This is a genomic window from Amycolatopsis cynarae, assembly GCF_026802195.1.
In the GTDB taxonomy this organism is placed as follows: domain Bacteria; phylum Actinomycetota; class Actinomycetes; order Mycobacteriales; family Pseudonocardiaceae; genus Amycolatopsis_E; species Amycolatopsis_E rhizosphaerae.
In genome coordinates this window covers 6,844,990-6,862,804 of sequence record NZ_CP113836.1, presented here as the reverse complement: position 1 = coordinate 6,862,804, position 17,815 = coordinate 6,844,990, and the positions used below count along the sequence as shown (strand labels likewise).

Annotated in this window: 15 protein-coding genes and 1 pseudogene; 7 read left to right on the top strand and 9 right to left on the bottom strand. The window is 70.6% G+C overall.

The window, feature by feature from the left end:
• Positions 1–31 precede the first annotated feature (31 nt).
• Together ORV05_RS33200 and ORV05_RS33195 are read right to left on the bottom strand one after the other, a co-directional pair.
• On the bottom strand, positions 32–2,233 hold the full coding sequence (locus ORV05_RS33200; RefSeq protein WP_268755823.1) for an FtsX-like permease family protein: 2,202 nt from the start codon (positions 2,231–2,233) through the stop codon (positions 32–34).
• Positions 2,230–2,925: an ABC transporter ATP-binding protein gene (locus ORV05_RS33195; RefSeq protein WP_268755822.1), complete on the bottom strand. Its 696-nt coding sequence runs from the start codon at positions 2,923–2,925 to the stop codon at positions 2,230–2,232. Before ORV05_RS33195 ends, ORV05_RS33200 begins: the two co-directional genes overlap by 4 nt.
• Positions 2,926–3,034: 109 nt before the next feature.
• On the opposite strand from ORV05_RS33195, the gene ORV05_RS33190 reads away from it, so the two are divergent.
• Both ORV05_RS33190 and ORV05_RS33185 read left to right on the top strand, forming a co-directional pair.
• Positions 3,035–4,729, top strand: coding sequence for a sensor histidine kinase (locus ORV05_RS33190; protein ID WP_268755821.1), 1,695 nt, complete (start codon positions 3,035–3,037; stop codon positions 4,727–4,729).
• A 26-nt stretch (positions 4,730–4,755) separates the two neighbouring features.
• A complete protein-coding gene (locus tag ORV05_RS33185) occupies positions 4,756–5,406 on the top strand; it encodes a response regulator transcription factor (RefSeq protein ID WP_268755820.1) in 651 nt (216 codons plus the stop codon).
• A 40-nt stretch (positions 5,407–5,446) separates the two neighbouring features.
• On the opposite strand, the gene ORV05_RS33180 is transcribed toward ORV05_RS33185, so the two are convergent.
• Positions 5,447–6,286, bottom strand: a complete 840-nt coding sequence (locus ORV05_RS33180; RefSeq protein ID WP_268755819.1) for a helix-turn-helix transcriptional regulator — start codon at positions 6,284–6,286, stop codon at positions 5,447–5,449.
• A 230-nt stretch (positions 6,287–6,516) separates the two neighbouring features.
• Between ORV05_RS33180 and ORV05_RS33175 the strand changes: the two genes are divergently transcribed.
• A complete protein-coding gene (locus ORV05_RS33175) occupies positions 6,517–7,251 on the top strand; it encodes an SDR family oxidoreductase (RefSeq protein WP_268755818.1) in 735 nt (244 codons plus the stop codon).
• Between the two features lie 83 nt (positions 7,252–7,334).
• Complete coding sequence (locus ORV05_RS33170) at positions 7,335–8,642, top strand: amidohydrolase family protein (protein ID WP_268755817.1); 1,308 nt, start codon at positions 7,335–7,337, stop codon at positions 8,640–8,642.
• 8 nt (positions 8,643–8,650) lie between these two features.
• Here the strand turns inward: ORV05_RS33170 and ORV05_RS33165 are convergent, their stop codons facing one another.
• Positions 8,651–9,340, bottom strand: coding sequence for an SDR family oxidoreductase (locus ORV05_RS33165; protein WP_268755816.1), 690 nt, complete (start codon positions 9,338–9,340; stop codon positions 8,651–8,653).
• A gap of 55 nt (positions 9,341–9,395) precedes the next feature.
• On the opposite strand from ORV05_RS33165, the gene ORV05_RS33160 reads away from it, so the two are divergent.
• Positions 9,396–10,712 carry an MFS transporter gene (locus ORV05_RS33160; RefSeq protein ID WP_268755815.1) on the top strand — a complete coding sequence of 439 codons (1,317 nt, stop codon included), beginning with the start codon at positions 9,396–9,398 and terminating at the stop codon, positions 10,710–10,712.
• Between the two features lie 36 nt (positions 10,713–10,748).
• Here the strand turns inward: ORV05_RS33160 and ORV05_RS33155 are convergent.
• The 3 genes and pseudogenes from ORV05_RS33155 to ORV05_RS33145 form a co-directional block, all read right to left on the bottom strand.
• Positions 10,749–12,762, bottom strand: a pseudogene (locus tag ORV05_RS33155) (PhoX family protein).
• 85 nt (positions 12,763–12,847) lie between these two features.
• A complete protein-coding gene (locus tag ORV05_RS33150; protein ID WP_268755814.1) occupies positions 12,848–14,065 on the bottom strand; it encodes an MFS transporter in 1,218 nt (405 codons plus the stop codon).
• Positions 14,062–14,451, bottom strand: a complete 390-nt coding sequence (locus ORV05_RS33145; RefSeq protein ID WP_268760010.1) for a MarR family winged helix-turn-helix transcriptional regulator — start codon at positions 14,449–14,451, stop codon at positions 14,062–14,064. Before ORV05_RS33145 ends, ORV05_RS33150 begins: the two co-directional genes overlap by 4 nt.
• 152 nt (positions 14,452–14,603) lie before the next feature.
• Here ORV05_RS33145 and ORV05_RS33140 point away from each other — a divergent pair, with 152 nt between their 5' ends.
• Positions 14,604–15,239 carry an HAD family hydrolase gene (locus ORV05_RS33140; RefSeq protein WP_268755813.1) on the top strand — a complete coding sequence of 212 codons (636 nt, stop codon included), beginning with the start codon at positions 14,604–14,606 and terminating at the stop codon, positions 15,237–15,239.
• A 91-nt stretch (positions 15,240–15,330) separates the two neighbouring features.
• Here the strand turns inward: ORV05_RS33140 and ORV05_RS33135 are convergent, their stop codons facing one another.
• Positions 15,331–16,422 carry an inositol-3-phosphate synthase gene (locus tag ORV05_RS33135; RefSeq protein ID WP_268755812.1) on the bottom strand — a complete coding sequence of 364 codons (1,092 nt, stop codon included), beginning with the start codon at positions 16,420–16,422 and terminating at the stop codon, positions 15,331–15,333.
• A 61-nt stretch (positions 16,423–16,483) separates the two neighbouring features.
• Complete coding sequence (locus tag ORV05_RS33130) at positions 16,484–17,047, bottom strand: PadR family transcriptional regulator (RefSeq protein WP_268755811.1); 564 nt, start codon at positions 17,045–17,047, stop codon at positions 16,484–16,486.
• 349 nt (positions 17,048–17,396) lie between these two features.
• Here ORV05_RS33130 and ORV05_RS33125 point away from each other — a divergent pair, with 349 nt between their 5' ends.
• Positions 17,397–17,795: a DUF5318 family protein gene (locus ORV05_RS33125; protein ID WP_268755810.1), complete on the top strand. Its 399-nt coding sequence runs from the start codon at positions 17,397–17,399 to the stop codon at positions 17,793–17,795.
• Positions 17,796–17,815 lie beyond the last annotated feature (20 nt).

The window sequence follows — 17,815 nt, the reverse complement described above, 5'->3', positions numbered from 1 at the left end:
CCCCACCCCCGAGGGGGGCGCCCCGGTCGTCTCATTCGTCGCTCAGCGGCTCCGCGCGCACCCGGTTGAGCGCCGGGGTGCACACCGATGCGGCCAGCAGGGCCACTCCGATGCCGAGCACCACCGGGGTGCCGGCCCAGGCCGTCACGGCCGCGGCCGCGCCCGGCCGCGCCATCTGGACCAGGTGGAACAACCCGAGCCCGACCAGGACGCCCATGCCGCCCGCGCCGACGGTGGCAACCAGCGCGGGGAGCGCGGCCTCGGCCCGCAGCGCGCGGGACAGCACCGGCACCGGGGTCCCCGCCGCGATCAGCGCGCCGAAGGTGCGGCGCCGGTCGAGCACCGAACCCGTGGTCGAGATCGCCGCGCTGGCGCCGGCCAGAGCCCCCGCCACGACGAGCCCGATCACCGTCACCCGCCGCAGGTCCCCGAGCTGGCTGTCCTGTTTGGCCAGGAAGGTGTCGCGGCCGAAGACGCTGTCACCGCCCGCCCCCAGCGCCGTGCGCACCACTTCGGGATCGCTTCCCGTGGTCGCGACGGCGACGATCGTCTGCTCCGGTACCACCCCCGCGGGCAGTACCGCCGGGTCGACGATCCCGCTGATCATGACGTCGGAGTCGAGGGCGTGGAACCCGCCGACCCGCACCCCCTCGGCCAGCGGGAGGGGCGGCTCGTGCCCGGCGATCCGGATGTTCCCCGCCCCGGACGGCAGGTAGACGGCGGGCGTGCCGAGACAGCCCACCTCGACCCGAAGCAACTGCCCGGCCTGCTCGCACGGGACGACGAGGGCGCGGTAATGGCTGCCGCCCCTGGTCAGCGACACCTCGGCGAGCGCGACCGCCCGTGCCCGCTGACCGTACCGCGCCAGCTGGGCGTCGACCCTGGACACCAGCGCGGCGGCCTGGTCGTTCTCGGGGTAGGTCAGCAACACCGGGTCCCGGAAGCTGCCGCCGCCCCCGGACATGCCCTCGAAGCAGGCCATCAGGGTCAGCGCCATGGAACCGACCAGCACCGCGAGCACCACCCCGGCCGAAGCCCGGTACGCCCCGCGGGGATCGTCCAGCAGCCGGCGGCCTGCGAGCAGGCCGGACGGCCTGCGCCACAGGCGCACGAAGATCCGGCCCGCCGCGTAGGTGAGCCAGGGCCCGACCACCAGCACCGAGCCGAGCAGGAGGAACAAGGCCGACACCCCCAGCGGCGCTTCGATCTTCATGGTGACCGAGAGGTAGAAGGCCACCCCGGTGAGGGGCACGGCGAGCAGGCGCCAGGCCCGTAGCGGTTTGGGCGTCTGCGCGGAGGCGGCGCCGATCGGGTTGCGCATCACGCGGCGCAGGCCGAGCACCGCGGCGAGCACCACGAGCACCGGCATCCCCGCGACGATGGACACGGTCTCCGCGAGCGGCAACCGGAAATCGCCCGCCAGCCAGGTTCCGCCGCCCCACGGGACGAAAGTCGCCAGCCAGCGCAGCACGGGACTGACGGCCAGGCCGAGCAGCGCACCGACCACGGCGGCGATCCCCGTCTCCGCCGCGACGATCGCGGTGACCTGCCCGGGCGTGGCTCCGGCAAGCCGGAATGCGGCCAGCCGCCGTTCTCGGCGGGTGGCGATCAGCCGCGACGACGAGCCGACCAGCGCGAGGCTCGGCACCAGCAGCACCACGATCCCCACCCAGGCCAGCAGATTCAGCGACGGGTCACCGTCGGTGTGCTCGCTGCCGTGGAAACCGGGCAGCGCCGCTGCTTCGGACGGCATCGAATCGGGTGTGTGCCCGACCACGGCGACCAGTTCACCGGGGAACGCGAGCGCCTGGTCGGTGAGGGTGCCCACGACCCGCCCAGGGAACCGGTCGGCGAGCTGGGCGGGGGACAGCTTGTGCATCCGCTCCAGCAGGGCGGGTGAGACGAGCACCTCGCCGGGCCGCGGGAACCGCGGCAGTCCCGGGGGCAGCGCGATGGCGGCCGGATCGGTTTTGGCCGCCAGGTCCACCCTGGTCATCGGGTCGCCCTCGGTGAAGTCGTCGCTCTTCGCGAACATCATCGTGGCCGGGGCGGACGAGCTGTAGGTGGCGGTCCAGACGGTGCGCACGGCCCTGGCCTTGGTCGCCTGCGGCAGGCTCATCAGCAACAGCACCAGACCGGTCGCGATGGCCACGCCGACGGCGATGAGCAGGGTCGAGACCCGGGTGCGGCGATCGGCCCGCAGCACCCGGAACGCCAGCTGCACCGGGTTCATCCGACGGTCACCCCGGTGGTGATCCGCCCGTCGCGGATGGTCACCGCCCGTGGCAGCGACGCGGCGAGCTCACGGTCGTGGGTCACGATGAGCACCGACGACCCGGCCTCGGTCGCGGCGTCGAGCAGGGCGTTCATGGTGTCCTTGCCGGTGCGGCTGTCCAGCGCGCCGGTCGGCTCGTCGGCGAAGATCACCTTCGGCCGATGGGTGAGCGCCCTGGCGATCGCGACCCGCTGCGCCTGCCCGCCCGACAGTTCACCGGGGCGGCTGCCCTCCCGGCCGCCGAGCCCCAGCCTGGCCAGCCATTCCCGCGCCGCCGTCAGCGCCTGCTTGCGTCCCGCCCCGCCAAGCAGCATCGGCAGCGCGACGTTCTCCTCGGCGGTCAGCTCCGCGACCAGCATCCCCTGCTGGAAGACGAACCCGAACTCGCGGCGCCGCAACTCGCTGCGGCGCTTCTCGGAGAACTGGTCGATCCGCTCGTCCCCAAGGTGGATCTCACCCGAATCGGGGCGCAGGATGCCGGCCAGCACGTGCAGGAGGGAGCTCTTTCCCGAACCGGAGGGCCCGACGATCGCGACCGCTTCCCCCGCCTCGATGTCGATGTCCACCCCGGCCAGCGCGTACTGCTCGCCGTACCGCTTCACCAACCCCCGGCCGGACAGGACCCCCCGGCCGTTCCACTGTGGATTCATGCCAAGCAGGGTCACAGCCGGGGACCGCCACCCGGATCGGCCGATCGGCCGATCCGGGGTGGCCACCCGGCCAAGGTCGGCGGGCGGTGCGGTCCTCTACCGTCGCGGTGTGTCCTTCTCCGATCGCCTGAACTGGGCCTGGCGCCACCTGGGGCTCGAGGGTTCGGTGCTGCTCGCGGCACTGCTGGGCGACCTGCTGATCGTGTTCCCCGCCGCCTTCGACGACATCGGGCCGAAGGGCCGCGATCTCTACCTCCTGCCGGGCATCCTCGCGATGTTCGCCTGCGCGCTGTGGGCGAAGCGACGGCCCGCGGCCGCCGCGTTCACCGCGGCCGCGGTGCTCGTCGGGTCGACCACGCTCATCCACCTCACCGCCGCCGCCGCCTACTCGACCCTGCTCAGCAACCTGTCGCTGACCGAGACGGTGGCCGGACTCGAACTGGTCATGGCGACCGTGCGCCGCGAACGCCCCGCCTCGGCGTTCACCTCCACCGTCGCACTCACCTTCGCCGCGCTGTTCGCCGTGGTCATGCGCCCGAGCGGGTCGGGGCACTTGCTTAACGGGCTCGTGGGGACCTTCGGCGCGGGCGCGCTGCTCCTGGCCGGTGCGGTGGCCATGGGCATCCGGTTCCGGGGGCCGCAGCGGCGCCGGCCCCCGGCCGCCGTCACCAGTCTGGCCCTCGCGCAGTGGCCGCTCATCGGTTTGCTGTGCCTGCCGCTGTTCCTGGAACTCAACCAGACCCTGCACCGCGGGCCGTGGCTCTTCCCACTCCTGCTGTGCTCCGTCGCGGGCGCGGCGCTCGCGGTGTACGCCGCCCGTTCGCCCGTGCTCGCGGCGGTGCTGATGTCCGTGACGTTCCTGGTCTCCGCGGTCGCCGGACGGGCAAGCTCGGTCAGCCCCACCCTTCCGTTCGAGACGCCCCCGCCGACCCAGGTGCTGGCCGGGATGGCGATCGTGGTGTTCCTGGTCCGCTACACCCCGCGAGCTCAGGCCAGTGCGGCCATCGCGCTGATGTCGGTCGCCGTCGGGCTCGGTGTGTCGCAAACGCCGAGGGTCTCGCTCGCCTCGCTGTTCGTGGGGGCGCTGCTGTTGCTGGGTATTTCGGTGGCGGTCGGGCTGTACTTCCGGGCTCGGGACTCGGAACGGGCTCGCGCGGTCGAGGCGGCGGTCACCGAGGCGCAGACCTCGGAGCGCATGGCACTGGCCAGGGAACTGCACGACGTGGTGGCCCACCACGTCACCGGCATCGTGGTGCAGGCGCAGGCGGCGAAGATGATCGGCGGCCAGAACCCCGCGATGGCGATGGAAGCGCTGGACCGCATCGAGGAGGCGGGCACGGAGGCGCTGGTCGCAATGCGGCGGCTGGTGGGCAGCATGCGCAGTTCCACCCATACCGCCGACACCACCGAGCAGGCGACCACCGATCTGGAAGCCGATCTGCGCGGGCTCGTCGAGGCGGGGCACCACGGCATCCCGACCGAGGCGGACCTGCGGATCTCGGCGGACGTCCCGCAGGAGGTGGCCCGGTCCGCCCTGCGGCTGGTGCAGGAGTCGCTGACCAACGTGGGCAAGCACGCTCCGAACGCGAGCCGCGTCCACGTGCTCGCCGAGACGGTCGGCGACGAGCTGCACATCCGGGTGGACAACGACGGGTACCGGGTGGACCGTCCGGCGGGCGGTTCGGGAGGCTACGGTCTGGTCGGCATGCGCGAGCGGGTCGAGCTGCTGCACGGCAGGCTCACCGCCGGGCCGGTCGACGGCGGCTGGCTGGTGGAAGCATGGCTGCCACTGCACGGCACGTAGACCGCGTGGATGAGGGGGAGACCGCAGTGATTCGGGTGCTCATCGCCGACGACCAGAGCATGGTGCGGACCGGGTTCCGCATGATCCTCGACTCGCAGGAGGACATCGAGGTGGTCGCCGACGTGCCCGACGGCGTCACCGCGGTGCAGAAGACGCGGGAACTGCGCCCCGACGTCTGCCTGCTGGACATCCGCATGCCCGGGCTCGACGGGCTGGAGGTGACCCGGCAGCTCGCCGGGCCCGCGGTGGCCGATCCGGTGAAGGTGGTCGTGGTGACCACCTTCGACCTCGACGAGTACGTGCACACCGCACTACGCAACGGCGCCAGCGGTTTCCTCCTCAAGGACGCCGGGCCCGCCCTGCTGATCGAGGCGGTCCGCGCGGCCTACCGCGGTGACGCGCTGGTCTCCCCGCAGATCACGGTGCGCCTGCTCAAACACTTCGACGGCCGCTCGACGAAGACCGCGGAAGCGCCGCCGAAGGAGCCGCTGACCGCACGGGAACTCGACGTGGTGCGCGCGGCCGCGCGCGGGCTGACCAACACCGAGATCGGGGCGGAACTGTACCTGTCGCTGTCCACGGTGAAGACCCACCTGGCCTCGGTCCAGAGCAAGATCGGCGCGCGCAACCGCGTCGAGATCGCCGCGTGGGCCTGGCGCAGCGGACTGCTGGACTAGGTCGCGTTTCCTGAGCGGCGGGGCCGCTTGCGGCGGGCCGTCAGCTTGCACCGCCGCGGGTAGGGACCATGGCGTGGATGGAGCCGAGCAGGTTGAGGGCCTGGGCGCTGGGGCTGCCGGGTTCGGCCTGGTAGACGACAAGTTGCTGGCCCGGAGCGTCGCGTACGTCGAAGGCCTGGTAGGTGAGCGCCAGGGGTCCGGCGTCCGGGTGGAGGAAGTGCTTGGCGTCCTGGGTCTTGCCACGCACGGCGTGGGTGTTCCACAAGCGGGCGAAGTCCGCACTGTGCTCGGTGAGGGCGCGGACGAGTTCCCGCAACCGTGGGTTGTCCGGGTCGAGGCCGGCCGTCTGACGCAGGTGGCTCACGGTGGCCTGCGCCGTGCGGCTCCACCGGGTGTAGAACTGTCGGCCTGCCGGATCGAGGAAGGTCATGCGGGCCAGATTGTCCGCTCGCCGGAAGGGTGAGTGCAGGGCCTCGGCCAGGGCGTTGCCCGCCAGGACGTCCAAGGTCCGGTTGATGACGAACGCCGGGGCGCCCGGGTAGCCGTCCATCAGCTGGCGAAGGGCGGGACTGATGCGGTCCGCGGTGTGAGTGAACTGGTTACTCGGCGCTGTCCCGGCCAGCTGGTGCAGGTGTGCGTGGGCGTCGGGGTCCAGTCGCAGGGCGCGGCCGAGCGCGTCGAGTACTTGGGCCGAGGGGTGGCGTTCGCGCCCCTGTTCCAGGCGGGTGTAGTAATCCGCGTTCACCCCGGCCAGGACCGCGACCTCTTCACGGCGCAGTCCGGCGACCCTGCGCACGCCGTAGCTCGCCATGCCGACGTCCTGAGGCCGTAGGCCCGCCCTGCGTGCGCGTAGGAACTCTCCCAGGTGGCTGTCGGCCATGTCCTCAGGCTAGGGCGCAGGGGCGGTGTGCTGCCTGGGTGCGGTGCACCCAGGCAGCACACGTCCTGGTTGGCGACATCCGACCTGTCCAGACTCGACCGGGCAGGACAGATCCGCACCCATGGACGAGGAGAGCCCGTCATGACAGGGGACACGGAGGTCGACGACTCCGGGTTCCAGGCGACGGGCGACATCCGCGATGGCGTGCTCTACCGAGAGGGAAAGCAGGCATGACAGACGCAGCCAAGGTCGTGGTGGTCACCGGAGCGAGCAGCGGGATCGGCGAGGCGACCGCCCGCCGGCTTGCCACCGACGGCCACCGTTTGCTCCTTGGAGCGCGGCGCACCGATCGTCTCGACGCGCTGACCAGGGAGATCACCGCAGCAGGCGGCACTGCGGCGTTCCAGCGGCTGGACGTCACGGATGCCGACGATGTCCGGGCCTTCGTGTCCGCCGCCCGCGAGCGCTACGGCCGAGTGGACGTGGTGGTCAACAATGCCGGAGTGATGCCGCTCTCGCCGCTGGAAGCGCTGAAGACCGACGAGTGGGACCGCATGATCGACGTGAACGTGCGGGGAGTCCTTCACGGTATCGCCGCCGCCCTGCCCGCGATGCGCGCTCAGGGCGGCGGGCACTTTGTGAACATCGCCTCCGTCGGCGCCTACGAGGTCTCTCCCACCGCCGCCGTCTACTGCGCCACCAAATTCGCCGTCCGCGCGATCTCCGAAGGACTGCGCCAGGAGTCCACCGGGAACATCCGGGTCACCCTCGTGTCCCCGGGCGTGACCGAGTCCGAACTCGCCGACAGCATCTCCGACCCTGCTGCCAGGGAGGCCATGAAGACCTACCGCGCGGTGGCACTGCCCGCCTCCGCCATCGCGGAGGCCATTGCCTACGCCGTTTCCCAGCCCTCGCAGGTCGACGTCAACGAAATCGTCGTCCGTCCCGCCGCAAGCGCCCAATAACCCCGAAGGTGGCACACCGCCTTCGCCGCCGCGATCTGGCTCAGCGCGGCGGGGGCGCCGGGCGTGGGCTCTAGACTTAAGCGATGTCGCGTCGATTCCGTGCCCCGGTCGTCCTGCCGTGTGATCCGGCGTGTTCCGTGCTCCGCGACGCGGTGGTGGACGTCGCCGACGACGGGCGGATCACCTACTGCGGACCGCGCGCCGAGGCCCCGGACTCGGCCGCACCGGTCACCGAGCTGGCCGGGATCCTGCTGCCGGGCCTGGTGAACGCGCACGCGCACAGCCCGATGACGCTGCTGCGCGGGATGGGGGGCGACCTGCCGCTCGTGCGCTGGCTCAACGAGATCATCTGGCCGCTCGAAGCGAATCTGCGCGCGGAGGACGTGCGGGCGGGCATGATCCTCGGCTCGCTGGAGATGCTGCGCCACGGCGTCACCACCAGCGCCGAAATGTACTTCCACGCCGAGGAAATGGCCGAGGCGGTGCTCAGCACGGGTGCCAGGGCGGTACTCGGCGGCCCCATCATCGACCTGCCGAACGTCGACTGGCGCGCGATGATCGACGCGGCGGCGCGGTGGATCGACGCCGACGGACTGCGGTTCGGTCCGGGGGAGAGGATCGAACTGTCCTTCGCGGCGCACTCGGCGTACATGCTGCCGCCGGAGGCGCTGCGCCTGACCGGTGAGGCGGCGCGCGAACGCGGCGCGCTGGTCCAGATCCACGTCGCCGAGGCCGCCGACGAGGACCAGCGGCAGCGGGCGGAACACGGTTCGGTGCCCCGCCTGCTGGACAAGGTGGGTCTGCTCGACGGCCGGGTGCTGGCGGCGCACGCGGTGCATCTGTCCGATGAGGACATCGCGCTGTTCGCCGCGCGGGGCGTCGGCGTGGCGCACTGCCCCGGTTCGAATGCCAAGCTGGCGTCGGGTTTCGCCCGGCTCACCGACCTGCGGGCGGCGAAGGTCCCGGTCGGTCTCGGCACCGACGGCCCGGCCAGCAACGACGACCTGGACCTGTGGGAGGAGGTTCAGCTCTCCGCGATGCTGGCCCGTCTATCCACAAAGGACTCCACGGCGGTGCGCGCGGTGGACGCGCTGCTGATGGCCACCCGGGGTGGCGCCGAGGCACTGGGCCGCGACGACATCGGTGTGCTGGAACCGGGCCGCTGGGCGGACTTCGTGCACATCGACACCGACGACTTCGCCTTCGCCGCCGGACTGGACGTGTCGGACGAGCAGTTGCTGGCGAACCTGGTGTGGGCTTCCGGATCACGCCGGGTGCGCGACGTGTGGGTCGCGGGCGAGAAGGTGATCACCGACGGTGAGCCGGTCCGGGTGGAGCGCGCGAAGGCACAGGAAGCCGCCCGCGAGGCCGCGGCCCGCCTGCGGGGCTGAATCGCCGCTCAATGCGAGCGGGGGCGCAGGATGATCTCGGCGGGATGCGCGTCCGAGGTGGCGGCGACGGCCGAAAGCACCGCGGCGGCCACTGATTCGGGGCGCAGGTACTCGCCTGGCGCGTACTCCTTGCCCTCGGCCGCGATCACGGCCTGCTGCATCTCGGTGTCGGTACGGCCGGGGAACACCGACGTCACCCGCAGGCCGTTGCGCTCTTCCTCGGCCCTCAGCGTGTCGGCGAAGGCGCGCGCGGCGAACTTGCTGGCCGCGTAGGCCCCCCAGCCCGCGCGTGCGGTGCGGCCGGAACCCGAATTGATCACCACCACATGCCCTCCGGCGGCCCGTAGCGCGGGCAGCAGGAGGCGCGTCAACTCCACGACGGCCACCACGTTCACCTCGAACTGGCGCCGCCACGAGTCCGCCTCGGTCCGCTCGACGGTGCCCAGTTCGGCCAGCCCGGCCGAATGCACCAGCACGTCCAGCCGCTCGATCCGGCCGGCGGCCTCCCGCACCGCGTCCGGATCGGTGAGTTCCACCGGCCACGGTTCGGCCTCGGGCAGTTCCGCCGCCTGAAGGGACAGCACTTCGGTGTCCCGGCCGCCGAGCAGCAGCCGGTGGGTGGGTGCGAGGGCGCGCGCGATGGCCGCGCCGATCCCGCGGGAAGCTCCGGTGACGAGCGCGAGTGGCCTTTCCGACATGCCTATACCGTAAAACGACCTTGACTGGCCAGTCGCCGTGGCATGAGATGCGGACATGTCAACGAGGACCACCGCCGCAGGCACGCGCGTGCTCACCAAGGTCGCCGTGCGGATCATGCCGTTCCTGGCGCTGCTCTACTTCGTCAACTACCTCGACCGCGTCAACATCGGTTTCGCCGCGCCTAACGGGATGCGCAAGGAACTCGGCCTCACCTCGACCGCCTTCGGGTTCGCCTCGGGGATCTTCTTCCTCGGCTACCTGCTGCTCGAAGTGCCGAGCAACCTGGCGCTGCACCGGTTCGGCGCACGCCGCTGGCTCGCCCGAATCATGATCACGTGGGGCGCGCTGGCCACGGTGATGGCCTTCGTGCCCAACGCGACCACACTGGTGATCCTGCGGTTCCTGCTCGGCGTGGCCGAGGCCGGGTTCTTCCCCGGCATCATCCTCTACCTGACCTACTGGTTCCCCAAGGCGCAGCGGGCCAAGGCGGTCGCGTTGTTCATGACCGCGGTCCCGGTGTCCTCGGCGCTCGGCTCCACGGTGTCGAGCCTGCTCATCGCACACGGCAACGGCATGTTCGGCCTGACGGGCTGGCGATTCATGTTCCTGGTCGAAGGCGTGCCCGCGATGCTGCTCGCCTTCGTGACGTGGTTCTTCCTGACGGACCGGCCGGAGAAGGCACGCTGGCTGAACGAGGACGAACGCACCTGGCTCGCCGCGGAACTCGACGCGGAGCGCCGCGCGACGGAGGCGGAGTTCCACTGGCCGCTGCGCAAGGCCCTCACCCATCCGCGGATCCTCGCGCTGGCGTTCGTCTACTTCGCCATCGCCTACGGGCTCTACGCGCTGGGCTTTTTCCTGCCCACCATCATCGCCGGGTTCAACCAGCAGTTCGGCACGAAGCTTTCGGTGGTGCAGGCCGGGCTCGTGACCGCGATCCCGTACGTGGTCGCGGCCGTGGTGATGGTGTTCTGGGCGCGGCACGGCGACCGGACCGGGGAACGGAAGTGGCACGTCGTGCTGCCGATGGTGCTCGGCGGGATCGCCATCCCGATCGCGCTCTACCTGGGCAACCCGTACGCGGCGATGGCGGCGGTGACGCTGTGCGCGGTCGGCGTGATCTCCGCGCTGCCCACCTTCTGGGCGCTGCCGTCGAACTTCCTGTCCGGCACCGCGGCGGCGGGCGGGATCGCCCTGATCAACTCGCTGGGCAACATCAGCGGGTTCGCCGCGCCGTACCTCACCGGCTGGCTGGCCGACCTCACCGGCAGCCAGCGCGCCGGGATGTGGGCCGTCGGGATCTGCCTGCTGGCCGGCTCCGTGGTCGCGCTTGCCCTGGGCGCCCATCCCCGGCGCGAGCGGGAGGTCTGACTCGGGTGGGCCACCGCCGCGGTGGCCCACCCTCGGTCAGCGGCAGTCGCGCCAGACGGAAACGACGGCCGGACGCGGCATCGCGTTGCCGCCGTCCGGCCAGTGGGAGGTCGGGGCGGCCGGAGTGCCGTCCTCACCCGGGTGCTGCACCGCGACCACCACGAAGTCACCGGTGACCACCGGGCCGCAGGTCTCGGCCCCCACCGGCACGGTCAGGAACTGCTTGACCTGGCCGCGTTCGGGGCCGGCGACCGGGACCGAGAACAGCCCGTCGTTGGAGCCGAGCGCGTTGCCGTCGGTGGCGATCCAGAGGTTGCCGTAGGGATCGAAGGCCAGGTTGTCCGGGCAGGAGATCGGGCTGACCTGGTCCTTCGGGAAACCGCCGAAGTAGGTGTCGGCGGTGGAAGGGTCGCCGCAGACCAGCAGCAGCCGCCAGGAGAAGGTGGTCGCGGCCGCGTCGCCGCCCGCCTCCTCCCACTCCAGCACATGCCCGTTCTTGTTGCCGTTGCGGGGATTCACCTCGTCGGCGCCCGGCGCCGCGATCGCTGTTGTTGGTCAGCGCAGCGTAGATGCGGCCGTTGACGGGGTTCGGCTCGATGTCCTCCGGCCGGTCCATCTTCGTCGCGCCCGCCTTGTCCGCAGCGAGCCGCGTGAAGACGTAGACCTCCTCGGCCGTGAAACCGTCCACAAAGGACCTGTCTCCGCTGGCGAGCGGGATCCACCGCCCGGTCCCGTCGAATTCGCCGTCGGCGGGCGGCTTCCCGCTGCCGTCGATCTCGGCCGCCGGGCTGTCCCCGGTGAACTTCGCGACGTAGAGCGTGCCTTCGTCGAGGAGCGACGAGTTGTGGCGCCGCGCGTGCGCGCTGGTGCCGGGCTTGTACCTGCCCTTGGAGACGAACTTGTAGATGTAGTCGAACCGCTCGTCGTCGCCCGAGTACACCACGACCCGGCCATCCTTGGTGATCTTCACGGTGGCGGCCTCGTGCTTGAACCGGCCGAGCGCGGTGTGCTTGACCGGCGTCGAAGCCGGGTCGTTCGGGTCGATCTCGACCACCCAGCCGAACCGGTTGGGCTCGTTGGGTTCGGCCGCCACGTCCCAGCGCCGGTCGAACCGCTCCCACTTGCGGGTGCTCGCGCCCTTGCCCACGCCGTACCGCTTCAGCCGCGCCTGCGCCTCCGGGTCGGTGACCTGTTCGGAGTTGGCGAAGTACTGGTGGAAGTTCTCCTCACCGGACAGCACGGTTCCCCACGGGGTCACCCCGCCCGAGCAGTTGTTCTGGGTACCACGGACCTTCCGGCCCGTCGGGTCCGCCGACGTCCTCAGGTGGACCGAACCCGCGGCCGGTCCGCGCACCTCGAACTCGGTGTCCAGGGTGATGCGGCGGCCGTAGCGGCTCGGCACCACCTCGAGTCCGCCGTCACGCCCCCGCACCACCTGGACCACCGACAGCCCGTGCGCCGCCCAGGCGATCTCCACCTGCTCGCGGGTCGGATTCGCCGGGTCGTACTGCCCGGCCGGGAACATCTGGACCTCGGTGGTGTACTCGTGGTTGACCACCATCAGGTAGCGGTCCCGGCCCTGCGGGATCAGCCCGACGAAGTCGTTGTTGTAGCCGAACTGGCGCGCCTGCGCGGCGGCGGACTGCCGCGTCACGTCGAACTCCGGCGCCCCCGGGAAGACCGGGTCACCCCAGCGGATCACCACGTTCTGCCGGTACCCGGGCGGGATCGTCAGCGCGTCGGCCCGGTTGGGCGCCACCGGCCGGAAATCGGTGCCGGGCACCGGCCTGCCGGGCGCCCCGTGCCCGGGCCGTGCGGCGAGGGCGGGCGGCGCGGTGGTCGCCGACAGCGCGGCGAAACCACCGGCCGCGGCCGCCATCACGGCCCCCGCCCGGAAAACGCCGCGCCGGGACAGCACACCCCTGGCGACCTCGCCGAAGTACTCGTTGTCCGAAGTGTTCGGTGCCTCGTGCGCACAGGCGTTGCCGCAGCGGTACTCGCAGGTCAGCGGGGCTCTACCGCCGGCATGGACGAACAGGGGCAGGATCACCGGGCCTCCATCGCTCGATAGGGGGGAAGGAGACCGAAGGTAGGCGAGTAAAACCAGGTGATCCCAAAGATCAGGTAAATAGATCTTAAAGTTCTTCGCCGATCAGTGCGGCTCCGGCGGGCAGCCGGTGCGGATCGGCCGAACGCCCCCGCACCGCGAGCAGACCCGCGGCGAGCACGCACAGCACTGCGGCCGCCACGAACGGGGCGCGCGGCGAGCCGAGCCAGCCCGCGACGTGTCCGACCAGCGTCGCGGCCGCCGCTCCGCCGAGCCAGCGGCAGAAGTTGTAGCCCGCGCTCGCCACCGGCCTCGGCGCGTCGCTGACGGACATCGCGGTTCCGGTGAAAAGTGTGTTGAGCAGACCCGAAACCAGCCCGGACACGACCACCCCGGTCACCACCACCGCCTTGCCCGGCAGGGCGAGCACCAGCATCAGGACCGCGTACCCGAGCACCGCGAGCACCGTCGCGTGCCGTTCACCGAGACGGGCGGCGAGTTTCGGCGCGAGCACCACCCCGGCGACCGCGACGCAGAGCCCCCAGCCGCAGAAGATCAGGCCAACCGCGACCGCACTCCAGTTCAGCACGAACGGCGTCCAGGCCAGCACGGTGAAGAACGCCGCCGTGTACAGCGCCGATCCGACGGAAGTGCGCAGCAGGCCGCCGTGGGCCAAGGCGCGCAAGGGATCGGACAGCCGGATCCGCGACCGCTTCTCGTGCGCGTCCCGCGCCAGGAACACCGCACACAGCACGAGCCCCGCCCCCATCAGCACCGAAGTCCCGACGAACGGGCCACGCCAGGAAAAACTGCCGAGAAACGCGCCCAGCAGCGGCCCCACCGCGAGCCCCACCCCGAGTGCCGCCTCGTAGAGCAGGATCGCCCCGGCCTGGCCGCCCGAAGCCGCACCGACGATCACCGACAGCGCCGTGGCGATGAAGAAGGCGTTTCCCAGGCCCCAGACGGCTCGCAGCGCGACCAGTTGCTCGATCGACCCCGCGGCGGCGCACAGCGCGGTGGCGACCACGATCAGCGCCAGTCCGGCGAGGACCGTGCGCTTCGCCCCGAAACGCGCGCTCATCGCGCCCGTCACCAGCATCGCGACGACCTGCACGCCGAGGTACGACGAGAACAGCAGCGTGACCTGCGACGGCGTGGCGTGCAGCCCCTCGGCGATGGACAGCAGGATCGGGTCCACCAGTCCGATCCCCATGAACGCGATCACGGCCGCGAAGGCAGTGATCCAGACCTGTTTGGACTGCCCCTTCACCGCCTCCAACAGGCTCGAGTGCCCCTTGCCGCTCACTGTTCCTCCCGTTTCGCTCGCTCCGCCGGGTCCACGAGCTGCCGCAGTGCGGGCAAGGCGGCTTCGATCGCCGCACGCTGCGCCGCGCCCATCGCGCCGAGCCGCTCGCGCAGGAATTCCTCCCGCGCGAGCACCAGCTCGTCGATGTAGCGACGCCCGGCCTCCGTAGCCTCGATCAGGACCGCCCGCCGGTCCTCCGGATCCGTGCGGCGGCTGACCAGGCCGAGCCGGGTCAGCCGCCGGACGAGATCCGTCATGGAGGGCTGGCGCACCCCTTCGAGTTCGGCGAGCACGCTCATCCGCCTGGGCCCGTTGCGCACCAGCTCGCCGAGCACCGACCCCTGGGTCAGGGTGAGCTGATGCTGCGGGGTGAGCCGCCGAACCATGTAGTAGAGGCGGAAGACGAGCGGGCGCAGCTCGTGCGCCAGTTCGGCGACGCCGGTGACGGCTCCTTCGACAGCTCCTTGACTCACTTAGCTATGCTAAGCAATATTAGTTAGCCTGTCGAAGTAACTCGCCTCACAGGTAGCGTCGGGGCATGGACGCGGTGGTTTTCGATCTCGACGGGGTACTGATCGACTCCGAACGGACCTGGGACGAGGTGCGGCGCGCGGTCGTCGCCGAGCACGGCGGGACGTGGACCGCCGAGGCGACCAGGGCCATGCAGGGGATGAGCACCCCGGAATGGGCGCACTACCTGGTCACCGAACTCGGCGCGCGCGGCGGCCCCGAGCGGATCGCCGAACTGGTGGTCGAGGGCATGGAACGGCGCTACGCGGACGGACCGCCCCTGCTGCCCGGAGCGCCCGAAACCGTCCGGGCGGTGGGGCGGCGTTTCCCGGTCGCGATCGCCAGTTCGTCACCACCGGTCCTGATCAAGGCCTTCCTCGACGCGACCGGCCTGACGGACGTGGTACCCGTGGCCGTGTCCAGCGAGCAGGTCGGCGCCGGGAAACCGGCCCCCGACGTCTACCTCAGGGCGACGGAACTCCTCGGCGTGCCTGCCGAAGCCTGCGCCGCCGTCGAAGACACCACCAACGGGCTGCGAGCGGCCCTTGCCGCGGGCATGACGGTGTACGCGGTGCCCAACCCGCACTTTCCGCCGGATCCGGCGGTACTCGCCGAGGTCCACCGGGTGCTGGGCGACATCCGGGAACTTCCCGGGAAGCTGTGAACCGGGGTATCGGCCCGGAAAACGAAACCGGCGCCCGCCGGCAGGCCCCCTCTGTGTCTGCCTGCCGGTGAGCGCCGGACGACCGGAAAGGTCAGCGTTCCAGGTCTCCGCGGATGAAGGCTTCGACCGCGTCGCGAGCCTCGGAGTCGCTGTACTGCTCCGGCGGCGACTTCATGAAGTAGGAGGAAGCCGACAGCAGCGGGCCACCGATGCCGCGGTCCATCGCGATCTTCGCGGCACGCACCGCGTCGATGATGATGCCCGCCGAGTTCGGCGAGTCCCACACCTCGAGCTTGTACTCCAGGTTCAGCGGCACGTCACCGAAGGCGCGGCCCTCGAGCCGGACGTAGGCCCACTTGCGGTCGTCCAGCCACTGCACGTAGTCCGACGGGCCCACGTGCACGTTCGCCTTGCCGAGGTCGCGGTCGATCTGCGACGTGACGGCCTGGGTCTTGGACACCTTCTTGGACTCGAGCCGCTCGAGTTCCTTCATGTTCTTGAAGTCCATGTTGCCGCCCACGTTGAGCTGCATGGTGCGGTCGAGCTGGACGCCGCGGTCCTCGAACAGCTTGGCCAGCACGCGGTGCGTGATGGTCGCGCCGACCTGGGACTTGATGTCGTCGCCGACGATCGGCAGTCCGGCGTCGGTGAACTTCTGCGCCCACTCCGGGTTCGAAGCGATGAAGACCGGGATCGCGTTGACGAAGCCGAGCCCCGCGTCGATCGCGCACTGCGCGTAGAACTTCTGGGCCGCTTCGGATCCCACCGGCAGGTACGAAACCAGCACGTCGGCCCCGGACTCACGCAGCGCCGCGACCACGTCGACGGCCGGCTCGTCGGACTCCTCGATCGTTTCCTGGTAGAAGCGGCCGAGCCCGTCCAGCGTGTGCCCGCGCAGCACCGGCACGCCGAGCGGCGGCACGTCGGTGATCTTGATGGTGTTGTTCTCGCTGGCGAGGATGGCTTCCGACAGATCGCGGCCGACCTTCTTCGCGTCCACGTCGAACGCGGCCACGAACTCCACGTCCCGCACGTGGTATGGCCCGAAAGTGACGTGCATCAGCCCGGGCACCCGCGAGGCGGGGTCCGCGTCCCGGTAGTAGTGCACTCCTTGGACCAGCGATGCCGCGCAGTTGCCGACGCCAACGATGGCCACCTTTACGCGGCCGCTGTTGTCGCCCATGCCGGTTTCTCCTTCGCTCGTTGTCTTCATGTCAGTGCTGCTGCTCTCACGACGGCGGCCGCTAGCTCTGCAGACCGCGTTGTTCGGCTTGTTCGTGCGCGATCAACTCGTTCAGCCAGCGAACTTCCCGCTCGCTGCTCTCCAGGCCCAGCCGGTGCAGTTCGCGGGTGTAGCGGTCGATCTTCTCCTCGGCGCGCGCCAAGGCCGCCCGAAGGCCTTCCCGTCGTTCCTCGACGCGACGGCGCCGCCCTTCGAGGATGCGCATCCGGACATCGGCCGGCGTACGGGAGAAGAACGCCAGATGTACCCCGAAACCCTCGTCGTCCCAGGTCTGGGGGCCGGCGTCGCCGAGCAACTCGGCGAAATGCTCCTTACCTTCGGCGGTGAGCTTGTACACGCGCCGAGCCCGCCGGACCCGCGTCCTGGCAGCGGATTTCGCGTGCTCACCGACCTCATCGGCTTCCTCGACGATGAAGCCCGCCCACTGCAGCCGCCGCAAGGTCGGATACAGGGAACCGTAAGAGAACGTGCGGAACATGCCGAGCGTGTCGTGCAGCCGCTTGCGCAGCACGTAGCCGTGCATCGGCGCCTCGTGCAACAGCCCGAGTATGGCGAACTCCAGCACGGTGCACCCCCTCTCGGGCAGCTGACCACTCCACACAGGGCAACCTAACGTCTCATTATATCGACTCGATACATCGAGTGGCGCAGCTAACGGAGCTCGGCGGCCGTCCGGTGGGTTACCACCACACCAACAACGGAAAAACGAAGCCCGGTGAGCCGGTCGCGACCAAGATCACAGCCACAACGCGGCGGAACTCGCGGTAAATCCCTTCGCGGATACCCGCCCACCTGGCCGGATGCGCGGAACTTCACCCGAGAGTTACCAAACCGTCGGCGTGTCCCTCCCATGGCCGTTCGCGTTAGGCAGAACAGCCCATGGCACGGGGTCGGCGGACACGTACTCTGTCAGCGTGCGAAACCAGCGACAGGTCGTGGACTACGCCTTGCAGCGCCGGGCGCTGCTGGCCGACGTCCGTGCCGGTCGCCTCGGCAAGAAGGACGTCTGCGACGCGGACCCGTACCTGCTCAGGGCGGCGAAGTTCCACGGCGCCGCGAGCACCGTCCCCTGCCCGGTGTGCCGCGAGGAAACCGTCACGAACGTCTCCTGGGTGTTCGGGGACGAGCTGCGGCACATCTCCGGCTCGGCCCGCACGCAGGACGAACTCGACCGCATGGAGCAGTTGTTCGGCGAGTTCACCGTCCATGTGGTCGAGGTCTGCCGCACGTGCCGGTGGAACCACCTGGTGCTGTCATACGTCCTGGGCACGGGAACTCCGCACGGCCGTTCCAAGAGGACCGCCGGGCAGTGACGGAGAACGCGGGCATGGAC